Below are 16322 nucleotides of genomic sequence, written 5' to 3' on the forward strand. Positions count from 1 at the left end.
GTCCTTGAGGATTATTGAATATTATAAGTCATAGTTTCGTTTTTGCCGTTTCTCTCAACCTGCAAAGTCACCTTTGGTGAATTTTTGAGAGTGTTGTACAGCTCCATCGCTTTCGCGGGGCTATCGACCGGAGTTCCATCGACAGATTTAATCACGTCCATGCGTTGCAAACCGAGTTGTTCATAAATACTTCCTGGTTGCATATCAAGAAGGCGGAAGCCATTGATATTTCCAGTTCCAGGTTCGCGGTTAGGAACGGCGCGGGCTTGCATCAAAATACTGGAAAGATCATTCGTGTATTTCAAAAGATCCGCACGCTTGATGGTGAAATTGTTTTCGCCTGTTTTCATCACTTCGCGACCCGTACCGCCACCCATCGGGCGAGCTCCGCCGAACGCCACTTTATTACCTTCTTTTTTCATTTCAATGTACTCAAGACGGTTGGAGTTCAGATTGCGGAAAATCACTTTTTGGCGTTCTACTTTTAGGATGGAAGCCATGCCTTCAATTTCTTTTCCGGGACTGTAAGAAACAACTTGGTTTTTGCCACGAACTTCAATAGCGGCAATGGATTTTTCAGGATTGGAGTGCACCAAAGTTCCGATCAAATTGAGTGGCAATTGTGAAGGCACAGGTTCGTCTTCTTTTTGTGCTTCAGCACCTTTGGTTTTGTCCACCAAGGCATCAGGAATTTGTCCGTTGGAAGCAAACATATTGCGACTTGTGATGCTGTTGTAAGCACCACGACTAACACTGGAATCAATCTGTGCAGATTTTGGGTGCGATGGGGGAGCAGACTGGGGAAGCATGCGATCTCTGTAAGCCAAGATGGCTAAGTCAGCAATGCAGTAACCAACAAACACAAAGAGAATGTAGGCGTACCATCTTTCAAATGGAGGGCGTTGATTCTTCGGGTTACGTGAAATCACAGTTGTACAATCCTTTGTCTAATGATCCCTTTGTCTAATGATCGGCCTAGTCCTTGGGCCTCTCACAATCCTATCAAAAAGGCGGGGGATCGGCACTAAAAAATACAAGCTGGACCATGGTCTTGATTGTTTAAATTTCTACACACATTCTCAAAAGTTAAGTCATGATAGAAGTATGAGAATTCTCTACTTCACGGATGGAGCAGGAATTGATCTTCTGGGGATTCGCGAATCTCTTTTGAGAATACCAGAAGTACTCACCTCCCTTCGTCGCGGCCAGGAATCGGCCCGCTACGTTGATTTGATGCAGGTGATGTCGTTGCCGGACGAAGATTTTCGTCTGGTCCCTAGCGTATTGCGCAACTTCTTAATTAATTTAGTGCAAAGAGGTCTTCATCAACGTTGGATCAATCGCGATCATCGTGCGGATTTAATTCTTCGTCGAATCAATTACCGGTCTTTTGCCGACATCAAAGATGAAGTTCTCAATTTCATACGTGGAAAAACAGAAGGGAAGGCTGTTGCCACTCAAGACCTTCATCTTTTGCATTTTTTAAGTCGCGTGGAAATCACCATCATTGGTCCAGGGTATGACGAAATCGAGATTTGGCTTCGCCGCGAAATCTCAACGAAAACGGACATTAAGGTCTTAATTAAGGACGTTATTGCTTCGGATCCTCAATTGGATTGGTTCTGGCCACAAGTGCGGGAAACTTTCACATCTGGTGAAAATCCTCTCATATAAACAAGAATTACTGCTTTACATTTTTGTTAGGAAACCGAAGAGTCCTCCAACTTAAAACTCGAGGTTTCTTCCATGAATGTGTTCGCAAAAGTTCGTCTTTTTAATTTTTTCTCTGTCGGTTTGGTTCTGGCTTTGTACGTGTGTATCGGAACGGCTTTTTACTACGAAAAAGAGCTGAACAAAGCCCATGAATCCAAGTTCGTTTCGATGAAACTTGCGCAAGAGCTCAGAGATGGCTCTGCCAATTTGACTCGCACGGCGCGAACTTTCGTTGTGACGGGTGATTCTCAATACGAAAAAGAATATTTCGATATTATTGCTGTCAGAAACGGAGAGAAAGTTCGTCCTGACGGTCGCAAAATCGCGTTGAAAGAATTAATGAAGGAAGCTGGCTTTACAGCAGAAGAGTTTGCTCTTTTGGAAGAAGCTGAAAAAAGATCCAACGCTCTTGTGGCAACAGAAACCGTGGCGATGAATGCGGCGAAAGGTCTTTTCCAGGATGACACTGGGAAATTCACAGTGAAAAAAGATCCAGATTTGAATATGGCAAGAAAGCTGATGCATGATGAAGCCTATCACAAATTCATCGCAACGATCGGTGAGCCTATCAATGAATTCGAAAAATCTTTAGAGGCTCGTACTCGTGGTGCGGTTGAAGCCGCGATGGTTTACGCTCAGTGGGCATTAGGCAGTGTCGCTGTGATGATCATCGGTCTTTCGCTGACAATGTTAATGGCATCAAATGCATTGAAACAAGGGATCCGTTTGCAAACAGAAGCTTTGGCGGCAGCGTACTCACAAATCCGCAATCTTGTGGCAAATTTGACGGGTTCAAGCTCAGCCCTTTCTGCAGCATCAACGGAATCTGCGGCTTCTCTGGAAGAAACAGTGGCGTCTCTTGAAGAGCTTTCAAGCATGATCAAACTCAATGCCGATAACGCTAAACTGGCTTCTGAACTTTCACAAGTTTCCAAAGGTTCTGCGGAGGAAGGTTCTCGTGAGATCGCAAGTCTTATGACTTCTATGCAAGACATCGTAAAATCTTCTAAGAAAATTGAAGATATCATCACCGTGATTGATGATATAGCATTCCAAACAAATCTTTTGGCTCTTAACGCAGCGGTGGAAGCGGCTCGCGCGGGTGAACAAGGTAAAGGTTTTGCGGTGGTTGCTGACGCCGTTCGTGCCTTGGCGCAAAGAAGTGCCACTTCAGCAAAAGAAATTTCTGATTTGATTTCTGAAAGTGTCACGCAAATCGAACAGGGACAAAAAGTAGCTGATTCTAGTTATGAAGTTCTTAAAAAGATCGTAGATTCAGTCAATAAAGTGGCAGGCCTTAATAATGAAATCGCAACAGCCAGTGTGGAACAAAGCACAGGTGTATCACAAATCACTCAGGCGATGAATCAATTGGATCAGGCAACCCAAACGAACGCCGCTTCTTCAGAGACAATCTCTGAAGCCGCTTCAAGCTTGAATGACTCTACAGAAGGTTTGACAACGACGATTGGAAACCTTGAGAATTTGACGGGTATTAAAAAAGCCGCTTAATTGCAGGATTCGTTCATCGAACTTCGACCTTGTGGGTAAGGCTTACAGACGCTGGCCGCGAATTTCGCGCCAGCCATGTGCTGAGACACTGTCCAATCAAAGTCAATTTCCCAACTGCTGATCGTGCCCAAAGCTTTGCGGCACGATTCTACAGACAGGCCACTGCCGCAAATATTCAGCGGCACTTCGGCTTGTGACACCAACCATTTCATAAACGGATGCGGACCAAAAAGTTGTGAGCGAGAGCAAGGAAGACTGATCCCTGCAATTTCTCCGCTGACATGCCATGCGGCGTAGAGACCGCTAGCAATCATGTTGTCCATGTATTTTTCAATAAGTCCTTTAGCGCGATCTTCAAGGCGTTGAATTGAAAGATCAAACGGAGCACCGACGGTTTGCAAAAGTTCACAAAGAGCATCGTCTTTGTATTTTTGTGAAAGACATGTTTTGTTGCGACCGTACTCCAAAGCTTTCGCCATAACGGCGTCTTCAAATCGATAACTCGCGGGACGTTTGCGGATTTCAGGATGTCTTTGTAATTTCCAAAAAAGGCTCGCAGGAACCTCAATATTTTGACAAAGACGGATGCCACGATAAAGACTTGCCGCCAGGGATTCTACACGCACTGCCAAAAAGGGAGAAAGTCCCGCTTCAATCATCTGACAAGTCATGAAAGCTGCACCTAAAACATGATAGTTTTTAGAAGCAATTTGAAGGGAAGTTTTTCCGGGATATTGAACTTTAAGGATTCTCTTTTTTAAGGCGTCCTCAATGTCATCTTTTCGCCCCAAAGAACCAGAAATAAAAAAATCGGAAGTTAAAGGAGGGCATGGTGAATCTTGAGCACCGTCCTCGCTAGCTAAGAAAAGAGCTTCATGATTAAAACCTGCATTAGCAAGTTTGCTTTCGACTTGTGAGTTTGCAAAGTTCCCTTGTTTGGTGTCGTCATGTCCGCACATGCCAATTAAAGTGAGCGCTAAATTTGGATTGCCGTTAGCATACTTTAAAGCTTTGTTGTAAAGCCAACCTTCGGGAAGATCTTTGCGAGTGTTGCCGGATTTATCCCCTAAAGAGGGACGGCTGTTGCGTTTCTCCTCGGGATTTGTTTTTTGCGAAATTTTTGTTGTCGAACGAACGTCATGATAAAAACGCAATGCCTTTTCTGCAAAGCAAGCATTATTTTTAAAGTGATATTCAAAGAAGTGGGCAACGCCGGTATTGTTGATCGCAACATCGTTATCACTTGTATAAGCTTGAGGATTTAAAATCTGGTAATAGCGTAAAAGACCATTTTTAGTTCCTGAATCCGGAAGAGTCTCAATCAAAGTGCGCGCAATACGGTCTGCTGAAGAGATGTTATTGCTGTCCGTGGGACCCACGTTAAGAACATCTTGCGCAGGTGCAGAAAAAGCCCATAGAAAACTGGCTCCGCAGAGGAGTTTTGCAATATGTTTCAAAGTGAGACGGCTCTTAAGAGTTTTCATCACAGTCAAAAACAGCAAAACCAGGGCCTGTATAGGCTCTTTCCTGGAGGATTTGACTTAAAGAAACTGCTTAAGGTGCCAAAAAATGTGCGTACTACAGGGCGAAGAACGGTTCCATTTCAATGGGTTTTTCGTTCCCAGGATGTAAAAATTTAGGCGGTTCCTGATCGGGAGCTAAAAGCACGTAAACCCCAAAAGGCATCTTCGCACCGATCCAATTTTGCGGGCGGCGATAGATGTATTCGGAGCGGATTTGATTGTAGACTAAAAATTCATTATCGCGAGCTTCGTCATAGGCCTTCCAAAGAAGGCTTTCAAAAATATCTCCGTTATCGGCAAATAAGAAATTCAAATATTTAAAATTAAATCCCGCTTCGATCTTCAAGCGAGAATAAGGTTTGGTCAGCGTTCTTGTCCAACCCAACATCTTTCCAAACTTTAAAAACTGACGGAAGTTGTGTGCACGCAGAGAATATTCCATCGGAATAAAATCTTGAATGCCACCTGAAGACCACGGAGCCGCACAGCCCACGATGTTGTCATCTTTATCAAACGCAATCAGAAAGTCCTCAAGCTTTAAGCCCTTCCAGCGATCGAGTTTATCGTGAAAGCTCTGAGCGTCCCAAACGGTGGAAAGATCCTTTTGTCGAGATTTTTGAATAATATAATAAATCAAAGCGTCGACGTTGTTTTCATTCCCACGGCGGATGCGCAAGTGTGGCAATGGATTTTGTGCCCAAGGAAGCCGTCCATGCACAGACACCATATTGAATCTTCGGAAAAGATAATAGTGCGGCAAAGGGCGCTTCATCGTACGCGGACGTACAAAAGCATTCATCGCTTGCACTTCGCTCATGCTTAAAACGGAAAACAAATGTTTACAGCCAAAGGTGTGAAACACTTCTTCCATCACAGGTAAAAAGTGTTGAGACCATTGTAAAATCGCACGGCGATTTGAAGAAATACGCAGATCGCGACCGAAAGCGACAGGACGAACTTTATTGTCTAAAAGCACATCGCGCATCACGAAACTCGCGACACCTTCGATCTTGTTTTCATCGTCTTTGAGTTGATAAGTCAGGTGGCGATCGGATTGAATCGAGTAGGGAGCAAAAAAATCTCCATCTCGATCAATCTTCATCTCGACCAGTCCGCGCAGAGGAAAGCCTTTGTAAAATTCAACCAGCGCCTTAGAGTCTTCCGGTTTTGCGATCTCTAACTTCATTAAGTCTTCTTCCAAAGAACATCGCCGTGTCCTGTTTTCATATTGGCCCAACGAGCCGCTACGAAAAGATAATCACTCAAACGATTTAGATATTGAAGAGGCATCATATAGCGGTCATCTTTCACCGCGATTTCCGCCGAACGACGCTCACTGCGACGGCAGGATGTGCGAGCCACGTGTAAAGCCGCAGCGACAGGATGACCCGCTGGCAAAATAAAATTGCGAAGCTCAGGAAGTTGTACGGTCAATTCGTCAATTTGCACTTCTAAAAAACGAATCTGCTCTTCCGTGATCGGTGGAAGCATTTTTAAAACTTCATCTTTCTCCGTGGCCAAAAGACTTCCGATATTAAAAAGCTCATTTTGTACTTTTTCAAGAGGGGCGTCTAAAGACTTCAATTCAGCAACAGATGACAAAGCCGCACGGACAACACCAAGAGAACTATTGAGTTCATCGACAGTCCCATAAGCTTCCACGCGAGGGTTGAATTTTTCGACACAAGACCCGTCCACCAAACGTGTCGTTCCTTTGTCACCTGTCCGCGTATAAATTTTTGCTTTGGGAGCATTCGTCATAAGCATTATCCTTTACTAAATTCTTGCTTTTTCCCTGTAAGAGGTCAAGGGTGAATGGGCGGTAGCCCGCAGAGCGAAGCTGAAGCAGTACCGGAGGATATTATGAGTTCCACTGACATCCCATTGATCGTAACGATTCCACATTCAGGCGAAAAAATTCCCCCACAAACGCCGTGGCTGAATTCTTTGCCAGAAGAAGTTTTGATGTGCGACGTCGACCGTTATGTGGACTTTTTGTATGAACCTGCTCTTCATAAACTTCATATTCCTTTTGTAAAAACAGAGTGGCATCGTTATGCCGCCGATTTAAATCGTATTCCTGAGGATGTCGATGCGTCTTCCGTGGTTGGAAATGCGAATCCGGCGGGAACTCACAATCGCGGTTTTCACTGGGTGATCACAACTTACAAACATCAGCTCATGAAAGAGCCGATGACGCCGCAAGTGCACGATGAACTTGTAAAACTGATTTATGAACCTTTCCACAGCGGCGTGCGCGCTCTTTATCAAGACCTTCATTCCAAAGGTTATAAAAAGACTTTTCATATTGATGCGCACAGCATGCCGTCCGTAGGTACCAGCGAGCATCGCGATCCAGGGGAACTTCGTGCCGACATTGTGGTCAGCGACAGCAAAGGAAAAAGCTGTGACCCAAGATTCAAGGATCTTGTGATTGCAGCCTATGTGACAGCGGGTTTTAAAGTTGGTTACAATTGGCCCTACTTTGGCGGTCGCGTCACAGAGCAGTACGGAGATCCTCGTCGCGATCAACACACTCTGCAAGTTGAAATGAATCGCTCACTGTATATGGATGAGAAAACAAAAAAGCTCAAACCGGAAGAGGCGAAGAAAGTTCAGGAAAAAGTTCTCTTTGCTTTGAGCTATATCCGCAACAATTTGATGCATATAATGTAGGGCGTCGAAAAGTAAAAAGCATAGTCAGCCGAGCCGACTTAAATTATTGATAGCTATCAGCAATTAAAATTTTTTTAGCTTTCAAGGACGGCTCGTTGGATAAGACCTCTTTGCCCAAAAAATCTCTGCTCAAGAGGCTTAATAAGCCTCTAGCTTCTGTTAAGCTGGCTGTTTTCATTATCATTTCTATTGCAGCGATCACGGCGGTCGGTACGTTCGTTGAGGCGAAGTACGATTCTTACGCTGCTCGAAAACTCGTTTACGACACTTGGTTCATGTACGGCATTATGGGACTTTTGGTGATCAACCTCACTGCGGTGATGTTGGATCGTTGGCCGTGGAAAAAGCGTCATGCGGCGTTTGTTCTTGCGCACATTGGGATCATCGTCATGCTTGCAGGAGCTGTGCTTACGATGAACTACGGTCTTGATGGTTCGATGCGTGTTGGAATCGGCGAAGACAATAATCTTGTGCAAACATCAGAAACCGATCTTGTCGTCTACACATCTTTCGATGGGGACCGCTACTCCAAAACTCTCGAGCAGGAAGTGGATTTCTTTAAAAATCCGCCATCAGAAAAACATCCTGTTGTTATCCCAGCTTATGAAGGCGAAATTCGCATTGTCGACTACAAAAAATATGTTTTGCCTTCACGTAAAGTCGTTGTCGATGAAAGTGGCAAAGGCGGAGCGGGTCTGCGTTTTCAACTGCAAAACCCCAACGTGAATGTGATTGAGTGGTTGGTGCAAAGAAAACCGGATTCAGTTGCAACTCATAATTTCGGTCCGGCGCAAATTCATTTAGGAAAAGCTCCCGAAAAAGGGCGTGGTGCCAATGAAATTTTCCTGACACCTGAAGCAAACAACACACTTCGCTATGTTGTTTTTCAAAAAGATTCTGAAAAACTCCACAAAAAAGGTGTTGTGAAAGAAGGCGAAGTTTTTGATCCGGGTTTTAAAATGGCTTTGAATTTCCGCGTTCTGCGTTTTCTTCCGTCAGCCATTGAAGATTGGGATTTGCAACCATCAGAGCGTCCCACACCTTTAACGACATCCGCGATCAAAATTGTGTTCGATGGCAAAGAGCACTGGGTCCTTTTAAATGACATGGTGAAGTTGTTTACAAATAACACGGTCTATCTTTTGACATACGGAAATCGTCGTACTGATATCGGCTTTAAAATTAAACTTAAAAACTTCGCGGTGACACGTTATCAAGGCACTATGCGTGCGATGGCTTACGAAAGTGTCGTGGAAGTTCCTGAAAAAGGCGAGCAGGTCATTTCAATGAATGAGCCTCTCAAGTACAAAGGTCTCACGATTTATCAGGCGAGCTTTCAAGAAGAAGAAGGAAAGCCCGTCGCTTCGATTTTCTCTGTGAATCACGATCCGGGACGTTTTTTGAAATATCTTGGTTCTTTGATTATGAGTTTGGGAATTGTTTTATTGATGTGGTTTAAACACCTGGATTTTAAAATTGCGCGCAAATCGCAAAAAGACGGGGAAGAGTAATATGAAAAAATTGATGTTGTTGATTGCCTCTTTACTTGTGAGCGTCTCTGTTTTTGCAAAAACAGGGGATGCGCTGAACTATCTGCAAGTGCAAGACGGTGGACGTATTAAACCTTACGACAGTTTTGCTCGTGAAATGCTTGAAATCGTTTACGGAAAAACGCAGTACGAAGGACGTCTGGCGACAGAGATTGTCATGACGTGGATGCTGTCTCCACAAGCATGGCATGATAAAAAAATCTTTGAAGTGCGCAACCATCAAGTTTTGGATGCGATGAAGCTTCCAAAAGATCAGCGCTGGTTTACCGGCGAAGAACTTTTTGGCGGAGAAAGATTTGCCCTTCTTCGTCAAGAGTTGCAGGCTAAACGTGAATCCAAAGAAAAACTCGATCCCTATTTCCAAGCTTTGCAACGCCTCGAAAATCAATTCGTGGTTTTCCAAGAAGTCGCTGCCGGCCGTATGCTTAAGGTCGTTCCGCCTAAGGAAGGCGACGCTTGGATCGCCGTTGCGGATTTAGATCCGGCTCAACAAGAAAAGTTCATGGATCTCACAAAAGCTTTCGTGAATCACATCGGTGCCGTTGCAAAAGGCGAGAGCACCGAGGCCACAGGTGCTGAACTTGATAAAGCTGTTCACTCTTTCGAAGACATCGCTCGCGCGAACAATCCCGCTCTTTATAATCACGAAACGAAAATGAAAGCCGAAGTTCACTACAATAACTTCCATCCATTCCGTTGGGCTTATGTGTGCTACTTCATCGCATTTATCATTCTGCTTTTGGTGTGGACTTTGAGCAAAGAGTCGTTGATGAAAGCCGTTTGGGTTTTCTTGGTGTTGGGATTTGTACTTCACACTTACGGCTTCGGTCTTCGCATGTACATCATGGAGCGTCCGCCGGTTTCTAATATGTACGAAACAGTGGTGTGGGTCGCGTGGGGAACAATTTTATTCGCTGCGATCTTGGAGCTTATCTATAAGTATCGTTTGATTTTAGTGGCAGGAACTTTGGTTTCGGCTTTTGGTCTTGTTATTGCTGACTTTGCTCCAGCTGTTCTTGATCCAACGCTTCAGCCACTTGAGCCTGTTCTTCGCAGCAACTATTGGCTCACGATTCACGTGATGACTATCACTATCAGTTACGCCGCGTTTTTCTTGGCGTTCGGATTGGGAGACATTGGTCTTATCTACTATCTCCGTGGAGAACAAAAACATCAGGCTCAGATCAAAGCCGTGGTGACGGGAATTTATCGCGCGATGCAAATCGGTGTCGCGTTTCTGGCTCCCGGAATTATCTTGGGCGGTATCTGGGCCGACTACTCTTGGGGTCGCTTCTGGGGTTGGGATCCAAAAGAGACATGGGCGTTGATCGCTCTCTTGGGATATCTCGCGGTTCTTCACGCGCGCTACGCAGGCATGATCAAAAATTTTGGAATGATAGTGACGGCGGTGATCACTTTCTCTCTCGTGATCATGGCTTGGTACGGAGTGAACTTCGTTCTTGGCGCAGGGCTTCATTCGTACGGCTTTGGTGCGGGTGGTGTTGAATATGTGTCTGCTTTCGTGGCAGCGCACATCTTATTAGTGATTTATGTAAGTGTGATTAGGCAAGGTAAGGGTAAAAAACAGACACCTGCTACTTGATTTTTATTTTGCACACTTCTTGGGCGAAGAGTCTGAGTCGTCTTCTTTTTCAATATGTTTGCAAAAAGAATATGGACAACTGGACTTTTCCACCATTAAATAGGAGCAAACTAAAATTAGGACAGCATTCGTTTGTCTTTGGCCCACAGTAGTGAATAAGCGAAGGATGATTATGCATCGGGTATTCAAAAGAACGGCGGCGAGCGCATTGGCGTTATTTGGCGCGCTCATGGTTTCAACTCTTCTCGTTGGTTGTAAATTTCAACCAGGGTTTGGATATAACAAAGGATACGCTCCAGAGCAGCCTATCGCGTTTGACCACTCCCTTCATGCGGGAACTCACAAAATTCAGTGTCAGTACTGCCACAATCAGGTGGAAAGAACGAAGCACTCGAATATTCCTGCACTTTCAACGTGCATGAACTGCCATCTTCAAGTGGCGACAGATAAGCCAGGTATTCAAAAATTGCGTGAAGCGTATGACAACGGTGGATCTATTGAGTGGGTTCGCGTGCACATGCTTCCTGACTTTGTTCACTTCAACCACAACGCCCACATCGCAAAAGGCGTAAACTGCCAAACTTGCCATGGTCAAATCGAGACTATGAAAAAAGTAGAGCAGTTTGCTGATCTTTCTATGGGTTGGTGTGTGAACTGTCATCGTCAGCCTGAAAACAAGGCTCCACTCAACTGTTCAACTTGTCACTACTAAGGATTTCGGAAGGTACCATGTCTGAAATGCATCATGATAATGAATTAGAAATGAAGAAAGCGCTTCGCCCACAAGTGGAGCGTGATAACAAATATTGGCTAAGTCTTGAACAATGGAAAAATGATCCTGAGTTCATGAAACTTGCTGAGACAGAATTCCAATCTTCGCCTCTTCGTGCACAAGACGATGAAAGCGGTTGGGCTCGTCGTGAGTTCTTGAAGTTGATGGGAGCTTCTATTGCTTTGGCATCTGCGGGTTGTATCCGTCGTCCAGTGCAAAAAATCGTTCCTTACAACAAGCAACCTGAAGAAGTGACTTTAGGTGTAGCGAATTACTATTCTTCAGCTTACTTCGAAGGTTCTGAAGGTCTTGGTGTTTTGGTTAAAACACGCGAAGGCCGTCCTATTAAAATCGAAGCAAATCCGGGCCACCCCTTCAGCATCTCTGGTTTGAACATCCGTTCACAAGCTTCTTTGTTGAAGATGTACGATCCAGAAAGATTGAAAGGTCCACAACGCAATCTTTTCAATGAGAAAAGATCGAACAGCCAAGTTGTCGACGTTAAATGGGAAGAGCTAGACAAAAAAGTTGTTGAGCAACTCAAAAAAGGTGACGTTGTTGTTTTGACAGGCGCAATCGCGTCTCCAGCAACACGCGCTGTGATTGGCGACTTCGCACAAGGTTTCAAAGCGAAACACGTTGTGTGGGAAGCATTCGCGAACGAAGAAGTTCGTGAAGGTCAAAAAGCTTCTTACGGTGATGACGTTGTTCCTGCTTATCGTTTCGATAAAGCGAAGATGATCGTGTCTATCGACGCGGACTTCTTGGGAACTTGGATTTCTCCAACAGCATTCACGAACCAATTCGTGAATGGCCGTAAAGATATCAAAAACATGAATCGTTTGGTTTCTTTCGATTCAAATTATTCTCTTACTGGTGCTAACGCGGATATCCGCATGAAGATCAAACCTTCTCAGCAACTTGATGTTGTAATGGGTCTTCTTCATGAGATCATCGTGAAAAAAGGCGCTTCTTCTTACGCGGGCAACGCCAACGTAAAAGCGGCTTTGGCTCCATTTGCTGATACAGCGAAAAAATTGGGTGTTGAACCTGAATTGTTCGCGAAAGTTGCTGCCGACCTTCTTGCAAACAAAGGGGAGTCTTTGGTTGTAGCCGGTGGTATCCAAACTCTGACTGAAAAGTCTAAAGAACTTCAAGTTGCAGTCAACTTCTTGAATACGATCTTGGATAACGACGGTAAAACAGTCGACCACAAAAACGGCAACGTGGCATTGAAAGCTTCTTACGAAGACATGGCCGCTCTTATTAAAGACATGGCTGCTGGCAAAGTAAAAACTTTGGTTGTTCACGGTGTGAATCCAGCTTTCGTATTGCCTGCTGAAATGGGCTTTGCTGACGCTATTAAAAAAGTTCAAATGGTTATCTACACAGGTGACCGTATTGACGAAACAGGCGTTTACGCAGACTACATCACTCCAGACAACCACGCGTTGGAATCTTGGAATGATGCTGAATTGGCAAATGGTGTTTACACAATCTGCCAACCTGCGATCCGTCCTATGTATGACACTCGTTCATTCCAGTTGTCTTTGATGACTTGGGCATTCATGGCAAACATGGGTCCTCAACGTCTTCGTGACTACGAGACTTTCTATGACTACTTGAGAGTCTTCTGGAAATCTGACATCCAACCAAAAGTTGGCAAAGGAAAAGACTTCGAAGACTTCTGGCAAGAAACTCTTCAAAAAGGTTACGCAGGTTCATTGAGCACAGGTTCTTCGGCTCGCTCATTCAAAGTAGATGCATTCACATCTATCAAACCAGCGGCGGCTTCTGAAGGATTCGAACTTGTTCTTTACCCAACGTCTCACATGGGCGACGGTTCTTTGAACAACGTTTCTTGGTTGCATGAACTTCCAGATCCAATCACAAAAGCTGTTTGGGACAACTACATCAGCGTTTCTTTGGCGACAGCTGAAAAACACGGTTTGAGACAAAACAATGTTGTCGAATTGACAGTAGGGGATAAGAAGATCGAACTTCCGATCTTGATCCAACCAGGTCTTCATGACGACGTTTTGGCGATCGCTGTTGGTTTCGGTCGTACACGCGTAGGTAAAGTAGGTAATGGTATTGGTAAAAATGCTTTTGCTCTAGCTACTGCGAAAGACGGCAAAGTTGTTTTCGCTGGTCAAAAAGCGGAATTCAAAAAATTATCTAAGAAGTATGAAATTGCGATCACGCAAGGTCATCACTCTATGGAAGGTCGTAACATCGTTGCGGAAGCAACTTTGAAAGACTACAACAAAAAGAAAGACGCCGGCATCCACAGACACCACACTTGGTCGATCTGGTCTGGTCACGAATACAGTGGTCACAAATGGGGTATGGCTGTTGATCTTCACACTTGCACAGGTTGTTCTTCTTGCGTGGTTGCATGTCAATCTGAGAACAACATCCCTGTCGTAGGTAAGCAGTACGTGATCGAAGGCCGTGAAATGCACTGGATCCGTATTGACCGTTACTACACTGGAAACCCAGCGGACGCTGAAGCGGTTTTCCAACCGGTTATGTGCCAACACTGTGACAATGCTCCTTGCGAAACTGTATGTCCGGTTCTTGCGACTGTTCACTCTGATGAAGGTCTCAATGACATGGTTTACAACCGTTGCGTGGGAACTCGTTACTGCGCGAATAACTGTCCATACAAAGTTCGTCGTTTCAACTGGTTCAACTATGCGAAGCAGATCGAGAAGCCATTGCACATGGCTCTAAATCCTTCCGTGGGTGTTCGTACTCGCGGGGTTATGGAGAAATGTACATTCTGCGTTCAAAGAATCCAGGATGCTAAAACGGTTGCTCGCAACGAAAAACGTCAGTTGAAAGACGGCGATGTGAAAACAGCCTGCCAAACTGCATGTCCTGCAGGTGGTATCGTGTTTGGTGATTTAAATGATCCAAACTCTGAAGTGGCGAAGATCTTTAAAACAGAAGAGCGTTCTTACGCACTTCTTGAAGAATGGCATGCGAAACCTTCGGTTCGCTACCTTTCTAAGATCCGTAACAATGATAAAGAATCAACTGGTGACCACAACGGTCACGGTACTGCAAAACAAGGTGAGCACTCATGATGAAGCGTAGTCCATTAGTCCTTGGCAATAAGACTTTAAAAGATGTGACGGACGACATCTGTGCGCCGGTGGAAAGATTCCCATCCAAAGGTTGGGTGGGGTTGTTCCTAGGTGCGAAGACGTTGTTGTTATTTTATATCGGTATCCTTGCGAGCGTTGTCGGTATCGGTATTGGTTTGCTGGGTGTTAACAGCCCGGTCTTCTGGGGTACGATGATCGTTACGTTCGTATTCTGGATCGGTATCGGTCACGCGGGTACGTTGATCTCTGCGGTTCTTTTCTTGTTCCGCCAAAAATGGAGAACTTCTGTAGCTCGTACTGCGGAAGCAATGACGGTCTTCGCGGTTATGACAGCGGGTCTTTTCCCGTTGCTACATACAGGTCGTCCTTGGTTGGATTACTGGTTGTTCCCGTATCCAAATCAACGTGGACCATTGTGGGTGAACTTCCGTAGTCCATTGTTGTGGGACGTTTTCGCCGTATCAACATACGCGACTGTTTCCATGGTATTCTGGTACATCGGTTTGGTTCCTGACTTTGCAACTATCAAAGACCGTGCGAAAAACAAACTTCGCAGAACTGTTTACGGCGCGCTTTCTTTGGGATGGCGTGGAACTGCAAGAAACTGGTCACACTATGAAATGGTGTACTTGATCCTTGCGGGTCTTTCGACTCCACTCGTTCTTTCAGTTCATACGATCGTCTCTTTCGACTTCGCGGTTTCTAACTTGCCAGGTTGGCATACAACGATCTTCCCTCCATACTTCGTTGCCGGTGCGATCTTCTCCGGTTTCGCGATGGTTGTGACATTGATGACTTTGGTTCGTATCGGTTTCAAAGAATTCCAAAACTACGTAACGCTTGATCATATGGAAGTGATGAACAAAATCATCATGACAACAGGTATGCTTGTTGGTTACGCGTACGCATCTGAGTTCTTTATCGCTTGGTACTCTGGCAACCAATACGAGCGTTTCGTATTTATCAACCGTGCGTTCGGTCCTTACGGCTGGTCTTACTGGTGTATGGTGACTTGTAACGTATTGATCCCGCAATTGTTCTGGTTCAAGAAAATGCGTCGTTCAATCCCAGTGATGTTCGTTGTTTCTATCTTCGTAAACATCGGTATGTGGTTTGAGCGTTTCGTGATCACTGTGACATCTCTTCACCGTGACTTCTTACCATCAAGCTGGGGTATGTACGCTTGGTCATGGTTCGATACAGGGGTTCTTGTTGGATCCTTCGGTATGTTCCTGACATTGTTCTTGTTGTATCTACGTTTGTTCCCTGCGGTTTCTATCGCGGAAGTGAAGCCTGTACTCCATGTTGGTTACGATGATAAAGGAGGGCACCACTAATGGCTCAATATACAAAAGGTATTGCTGGTATTTGGGAAGATGAACATTTGATCTTGAAAGCCGCTCGCAAAACTCGCGAGTCGGGCTTCACAAAGTTCGATGTAATCTCTGCTTATCCTATTCACGGAATGGAAGAAGCTTGCGGTATTAAAAGATCTTGGATCCCTTACGTGACTTTCGTTGCGGGATGCGTAGGTTTAACTGCGGGTCTTCTTTTGACTTGGTGGACTTCAGCAGTGAACTGGGCAGTGAACGTGGGTGGTAAACCTTTCTTCTCTCTTCCAGCTTTCATTCCTATCATGTTCGAATTGACTATCTTGTTCGCGGCTCTTGCTTCTGTTGGGGCGCTTTTCTATGCGTGCAAAATTCCGCGCATTGATCCGCCATCAATTGATCCTGATTTGAGCTCTCATAAATTTGCGGTTTTCATCCCTCACAATGATACAGGGTATGACGAATCCAAAATTGAAAAGATGTTCAAAGAGCTTGGCGCTAAAGAAGTGAAGAAGACGGAGTACTAAAG

13 protein-coding genes are annotated in these 16322 nt (G+C 44.9%); 9 read left to right on the forward strand and 4 right to left on the reverse strand.

The window, feature by feature from the left end:
- Window positions 1-11 precede the first annotated feature (11 nt).
- Window positions 12-929 carry a type II secretion system protein GspC gene (gene gspC, locus AAAA78_RS07315; RefSeq protein WP_340591123.1) on the reverse strand — a complete coding sequence of 306 codons (918 nt, stop codon included), beginning with the start codon at window positions 927-929 and terminating at the stop codon, window positions 12-14.
- Window positions 930-1104: 175 nt separating this feature from the next.
- Between gspC and AAAA78_RS07320 the strand changes: the two genes are divergently transcribed.
- Both AAAA78_RS07320 and AAAA78_RS07325 read left to right on the forward strand, forming a co-directional pair.
- Window positions 1105-1674, forward strand: a complete 570-nt coding sequence (locus tag AAAA78_RS07320) for a hypothetical protein (RefSeq protein ID WP_340591124.1) — start codon at window positions 1105-1107, stop codon at window positions 1672-1674.
- Window positions 1675-1746: 72 nt separating this feature from the next.
- Entirely contained in the window at window positions 1747-3225 is a 1479-nt protein-coding gene (locus AAAA78_RS07325; RefSeq protein ID WP_340591125.1) for a methyl-accepting chemotaxis protein, read from the forward strand.
- Here the strand turns inward: AAAA78_RS07325 and AAAA78_RS07330 are convergent.
- The 3 genes from AAAA78_RS07330 to AAAA78_RS07340 form a co-directional block, all read right to left on the reverse strand.
- Window positions 3222-4709, reverse strand: coding sequence for a hypothetical protein (locus AAAA78_RS07330; RefSeq protein ID WP_340591126.1), 1488 nt, complete (start codon window positions 4707-4709; stop codon window positions 3222-3224). The two genes, AAAA78_RS07325 and AAAA78_RS07330, sit on opposite strands and share 4 nt — an antisense overlap.
- 94 nt (window positions 4710-4803) lie before the next feature.
- Window positions 4804-5934 (reverse strand): hypothetical protein, encoded by a 1131-nt coding sequence (locus AAAA78_RS07335; RefSeq protein WP_340591127.1) that lies wholly within the window; start codon window positions 5932-5934, stop codon window positions 4804-4806.
- Window positions 5934-6509 (reverse strand): cob(I)yrinic acid a,c-diamide adenosyltransferase, encoded by a 576-nt coding sequence (locus tag AAAA78_RS07340; RefSeq protein ID WP_340591128.1) that lies wholly within the window; start codon window positions 6507-6509, stop codon window positions 5934-5936. The genes AAAA78_RS07335 and AAAA78_RS07340 overlap by 1 nt, the downstream gene beginning before the upstream one ends.
- Before the next feature lie 102 nt (window positions 6510-6611).
- Here AAAA78_RS07340 and AAAA78_RS07345 point away from each other — a divergent pair, with 102 nt between their 5' ends.
- The 7 genes from AAAA78_RS07345 (at window position 6612) to AAAA78_RS07375 (ending at window position 16320) form a co-directional block, all read left to right on the forward strand.
- On the forward strand, window positions 6612-7424 hold the full coding sequence (locus AAAA78_RS07345; protein WP_340591129.1) for an N-formylglutamate amidohydrolase: 813 nt from the start codon (window positions 6612-6614) through the stop codon (window positions 7422-7424).
- Window positions 7425-7534: 110 nt separating this feature from the next.
- Complete coding sequence (locus AAAA78_RS07350) at window positions 7535-8935, forward strand: cytochrome c biogenesis protein ResB (protein ID WP_340591130.1); 1401 nt, start codon at window positions 7535-7537, stop codon at window positions 8933-8935.
- A gap of 1 nt (window position 8936) precedes the next feature.
- On the forward strand, window positions 8937-10577 hold the full coding sequence (locus tag AAAA78_RS07355) for a cytochrome c biogenesis protein (protein WP_340591131.1): 1641 nt from the start codon (window positions 8937-8939) through the stop codon (window positions 10575-10577).
- Between the two features lie 172 nt (window positions 10578-10749).
- Entirely contained in the window at window positions 10750-11289 is a 540-nt protein-coding gene (locus tag AAAA78_RS07360) for a cytochrome c3 family protein (RefSeq protein WP_340591132.1), read from the forward strand.
- Between the two features lie 17 nt (window positions 11290-11306).
- Window positions 11307-14441, forward strand: a complete 3135-nt coding sequence (locus AAAA78_RS07365; RefSeq protein ID WP_340591133.1) for a TAT-variant-translocated molybdopterin oxidoreductase — start codon at window positions 11307-11309, stop codon at window positions 14439-14441.
- Window positions 14438-15799 carry an NrfD/PsrC family molybdoenzyme membrane anchor subunit gene (gene nrfD / locus AAAA78_RS07370; protein WP_295905103.1) on the forward strand — a complete coding sequence of 454 codons (1362 nt, stop codon included), beginning with the start codon at window positions 14438-14440 and terminating at the stop codon, window positions 15797-15799. Before AAAA78_RS07365 ends, nrfD begins: the two co-directional genes overlap by 4 nt.
- The gene (locus AAAA78_RS07375; RefSeq protein WP_340591134.1) at window positions 15799-16320 is read left to right on the forward strand and encodes a DUF3341 domain-containing protein; all 522 of its coding nucleotides are present in this window, start codon (window positions 15799-15801) and stop codon (window positions 16318-16320) included. The genes nrfD and AAAA78_RS07375 overlap by 1 nt, the downstream gene beginning before the upstream one ends.
- Window positions 16321-16322 lie beyond the last annotated feature (2 nt).

The sequence above is a fragment of the Bdellovibrio sp. BCCA genome, assembly GCF_037996825.1.
Taxonomy (GTDB): Bacteria; Bdellovibrionota; Bdellovibrionia; order Bdellovibrionales; family Bdellovibrionaceae; genus Bdellovibrio.

Bases quoted from the DNA above. Each gene is read 5' to 3' on its own strand.
- nrfD (WP_295905103.1), top strand. From the start codon at position 14,438: ATGATGAAGCGTAGTCCATTAGTCCTTGGCAATAAGACTTTAAAAGAT.
- AAAA78_RS07340 (WP_340591128.1), bottom strand. From the start codon at position 6,509: ATGACGAATGCTCCCAAAGCAAAAATTTATACGCGGACAGGTGACAAA.
- AAAA78_RS07330 (WP_340591126.1), bottom strand. From the start codon at position 4,709: ATGAAAACTCTTAAGAGCCGTCTCACTTTGAAACATATTGCAAAACTC.
- AAAA78_RS07325 (WP_340591125.1), top strand. From the start codon at position 1,747: ATGAATGTGTTCGCAAAAGTTCGTCTTTTTAATTTTTTCTCTGTCGGT.
- AAAA78_RS07320 (WP_340591124.1), top strand. From the start codon at position 1,105: ATGAGAATTCTCTACTTCACGGATGGAGCAGGAATTGATCTTCTGGGG.
- AAAA78_RS07375 (WP_340591134.1), top strand. From the start codon at position 15,799: ATGGCTCAATATACAAAAGGTATTGCTGGTATTTGGGAAGATGAACAT.
- AAAA78_RS07345 (WP_340591129.1), top strand. From the start codon at position 6,612: ATGAGTTCCACTGACATCCCATTGATCGTAACGATTCCACATTCAGGC.
- AAAA78_RS07355 (WP_340591131.1), top strand. From the start codon at position 8,937: ATGAAAAAATTGATGTTGTTGATTGCCTCTTTACTTGTGAGCGTCTCT.
- AAAA78_RS07335 (WP_340591127.1), bottom strand. From the start codon at position 5,934: ATGAAGTTAGAGATCGCAAAACCGGAAGACTCTAAGGCGCTGGTTGAA.
- AAAA78_RS07360 (WP_340591132.1), top strand. From the start codon at position 10,750: ATGCATCGGGTATTCAAAAGAACGGCGGCGAGCGCATTGGCGTTATTT.
- AAAA78_RS07365 (WP_340591133.1), top strand. From the start codon at position 11,307: ATGTCTGAAATGCATCATGATAATGAATTAGAAATGAAGAAAGCGCTT.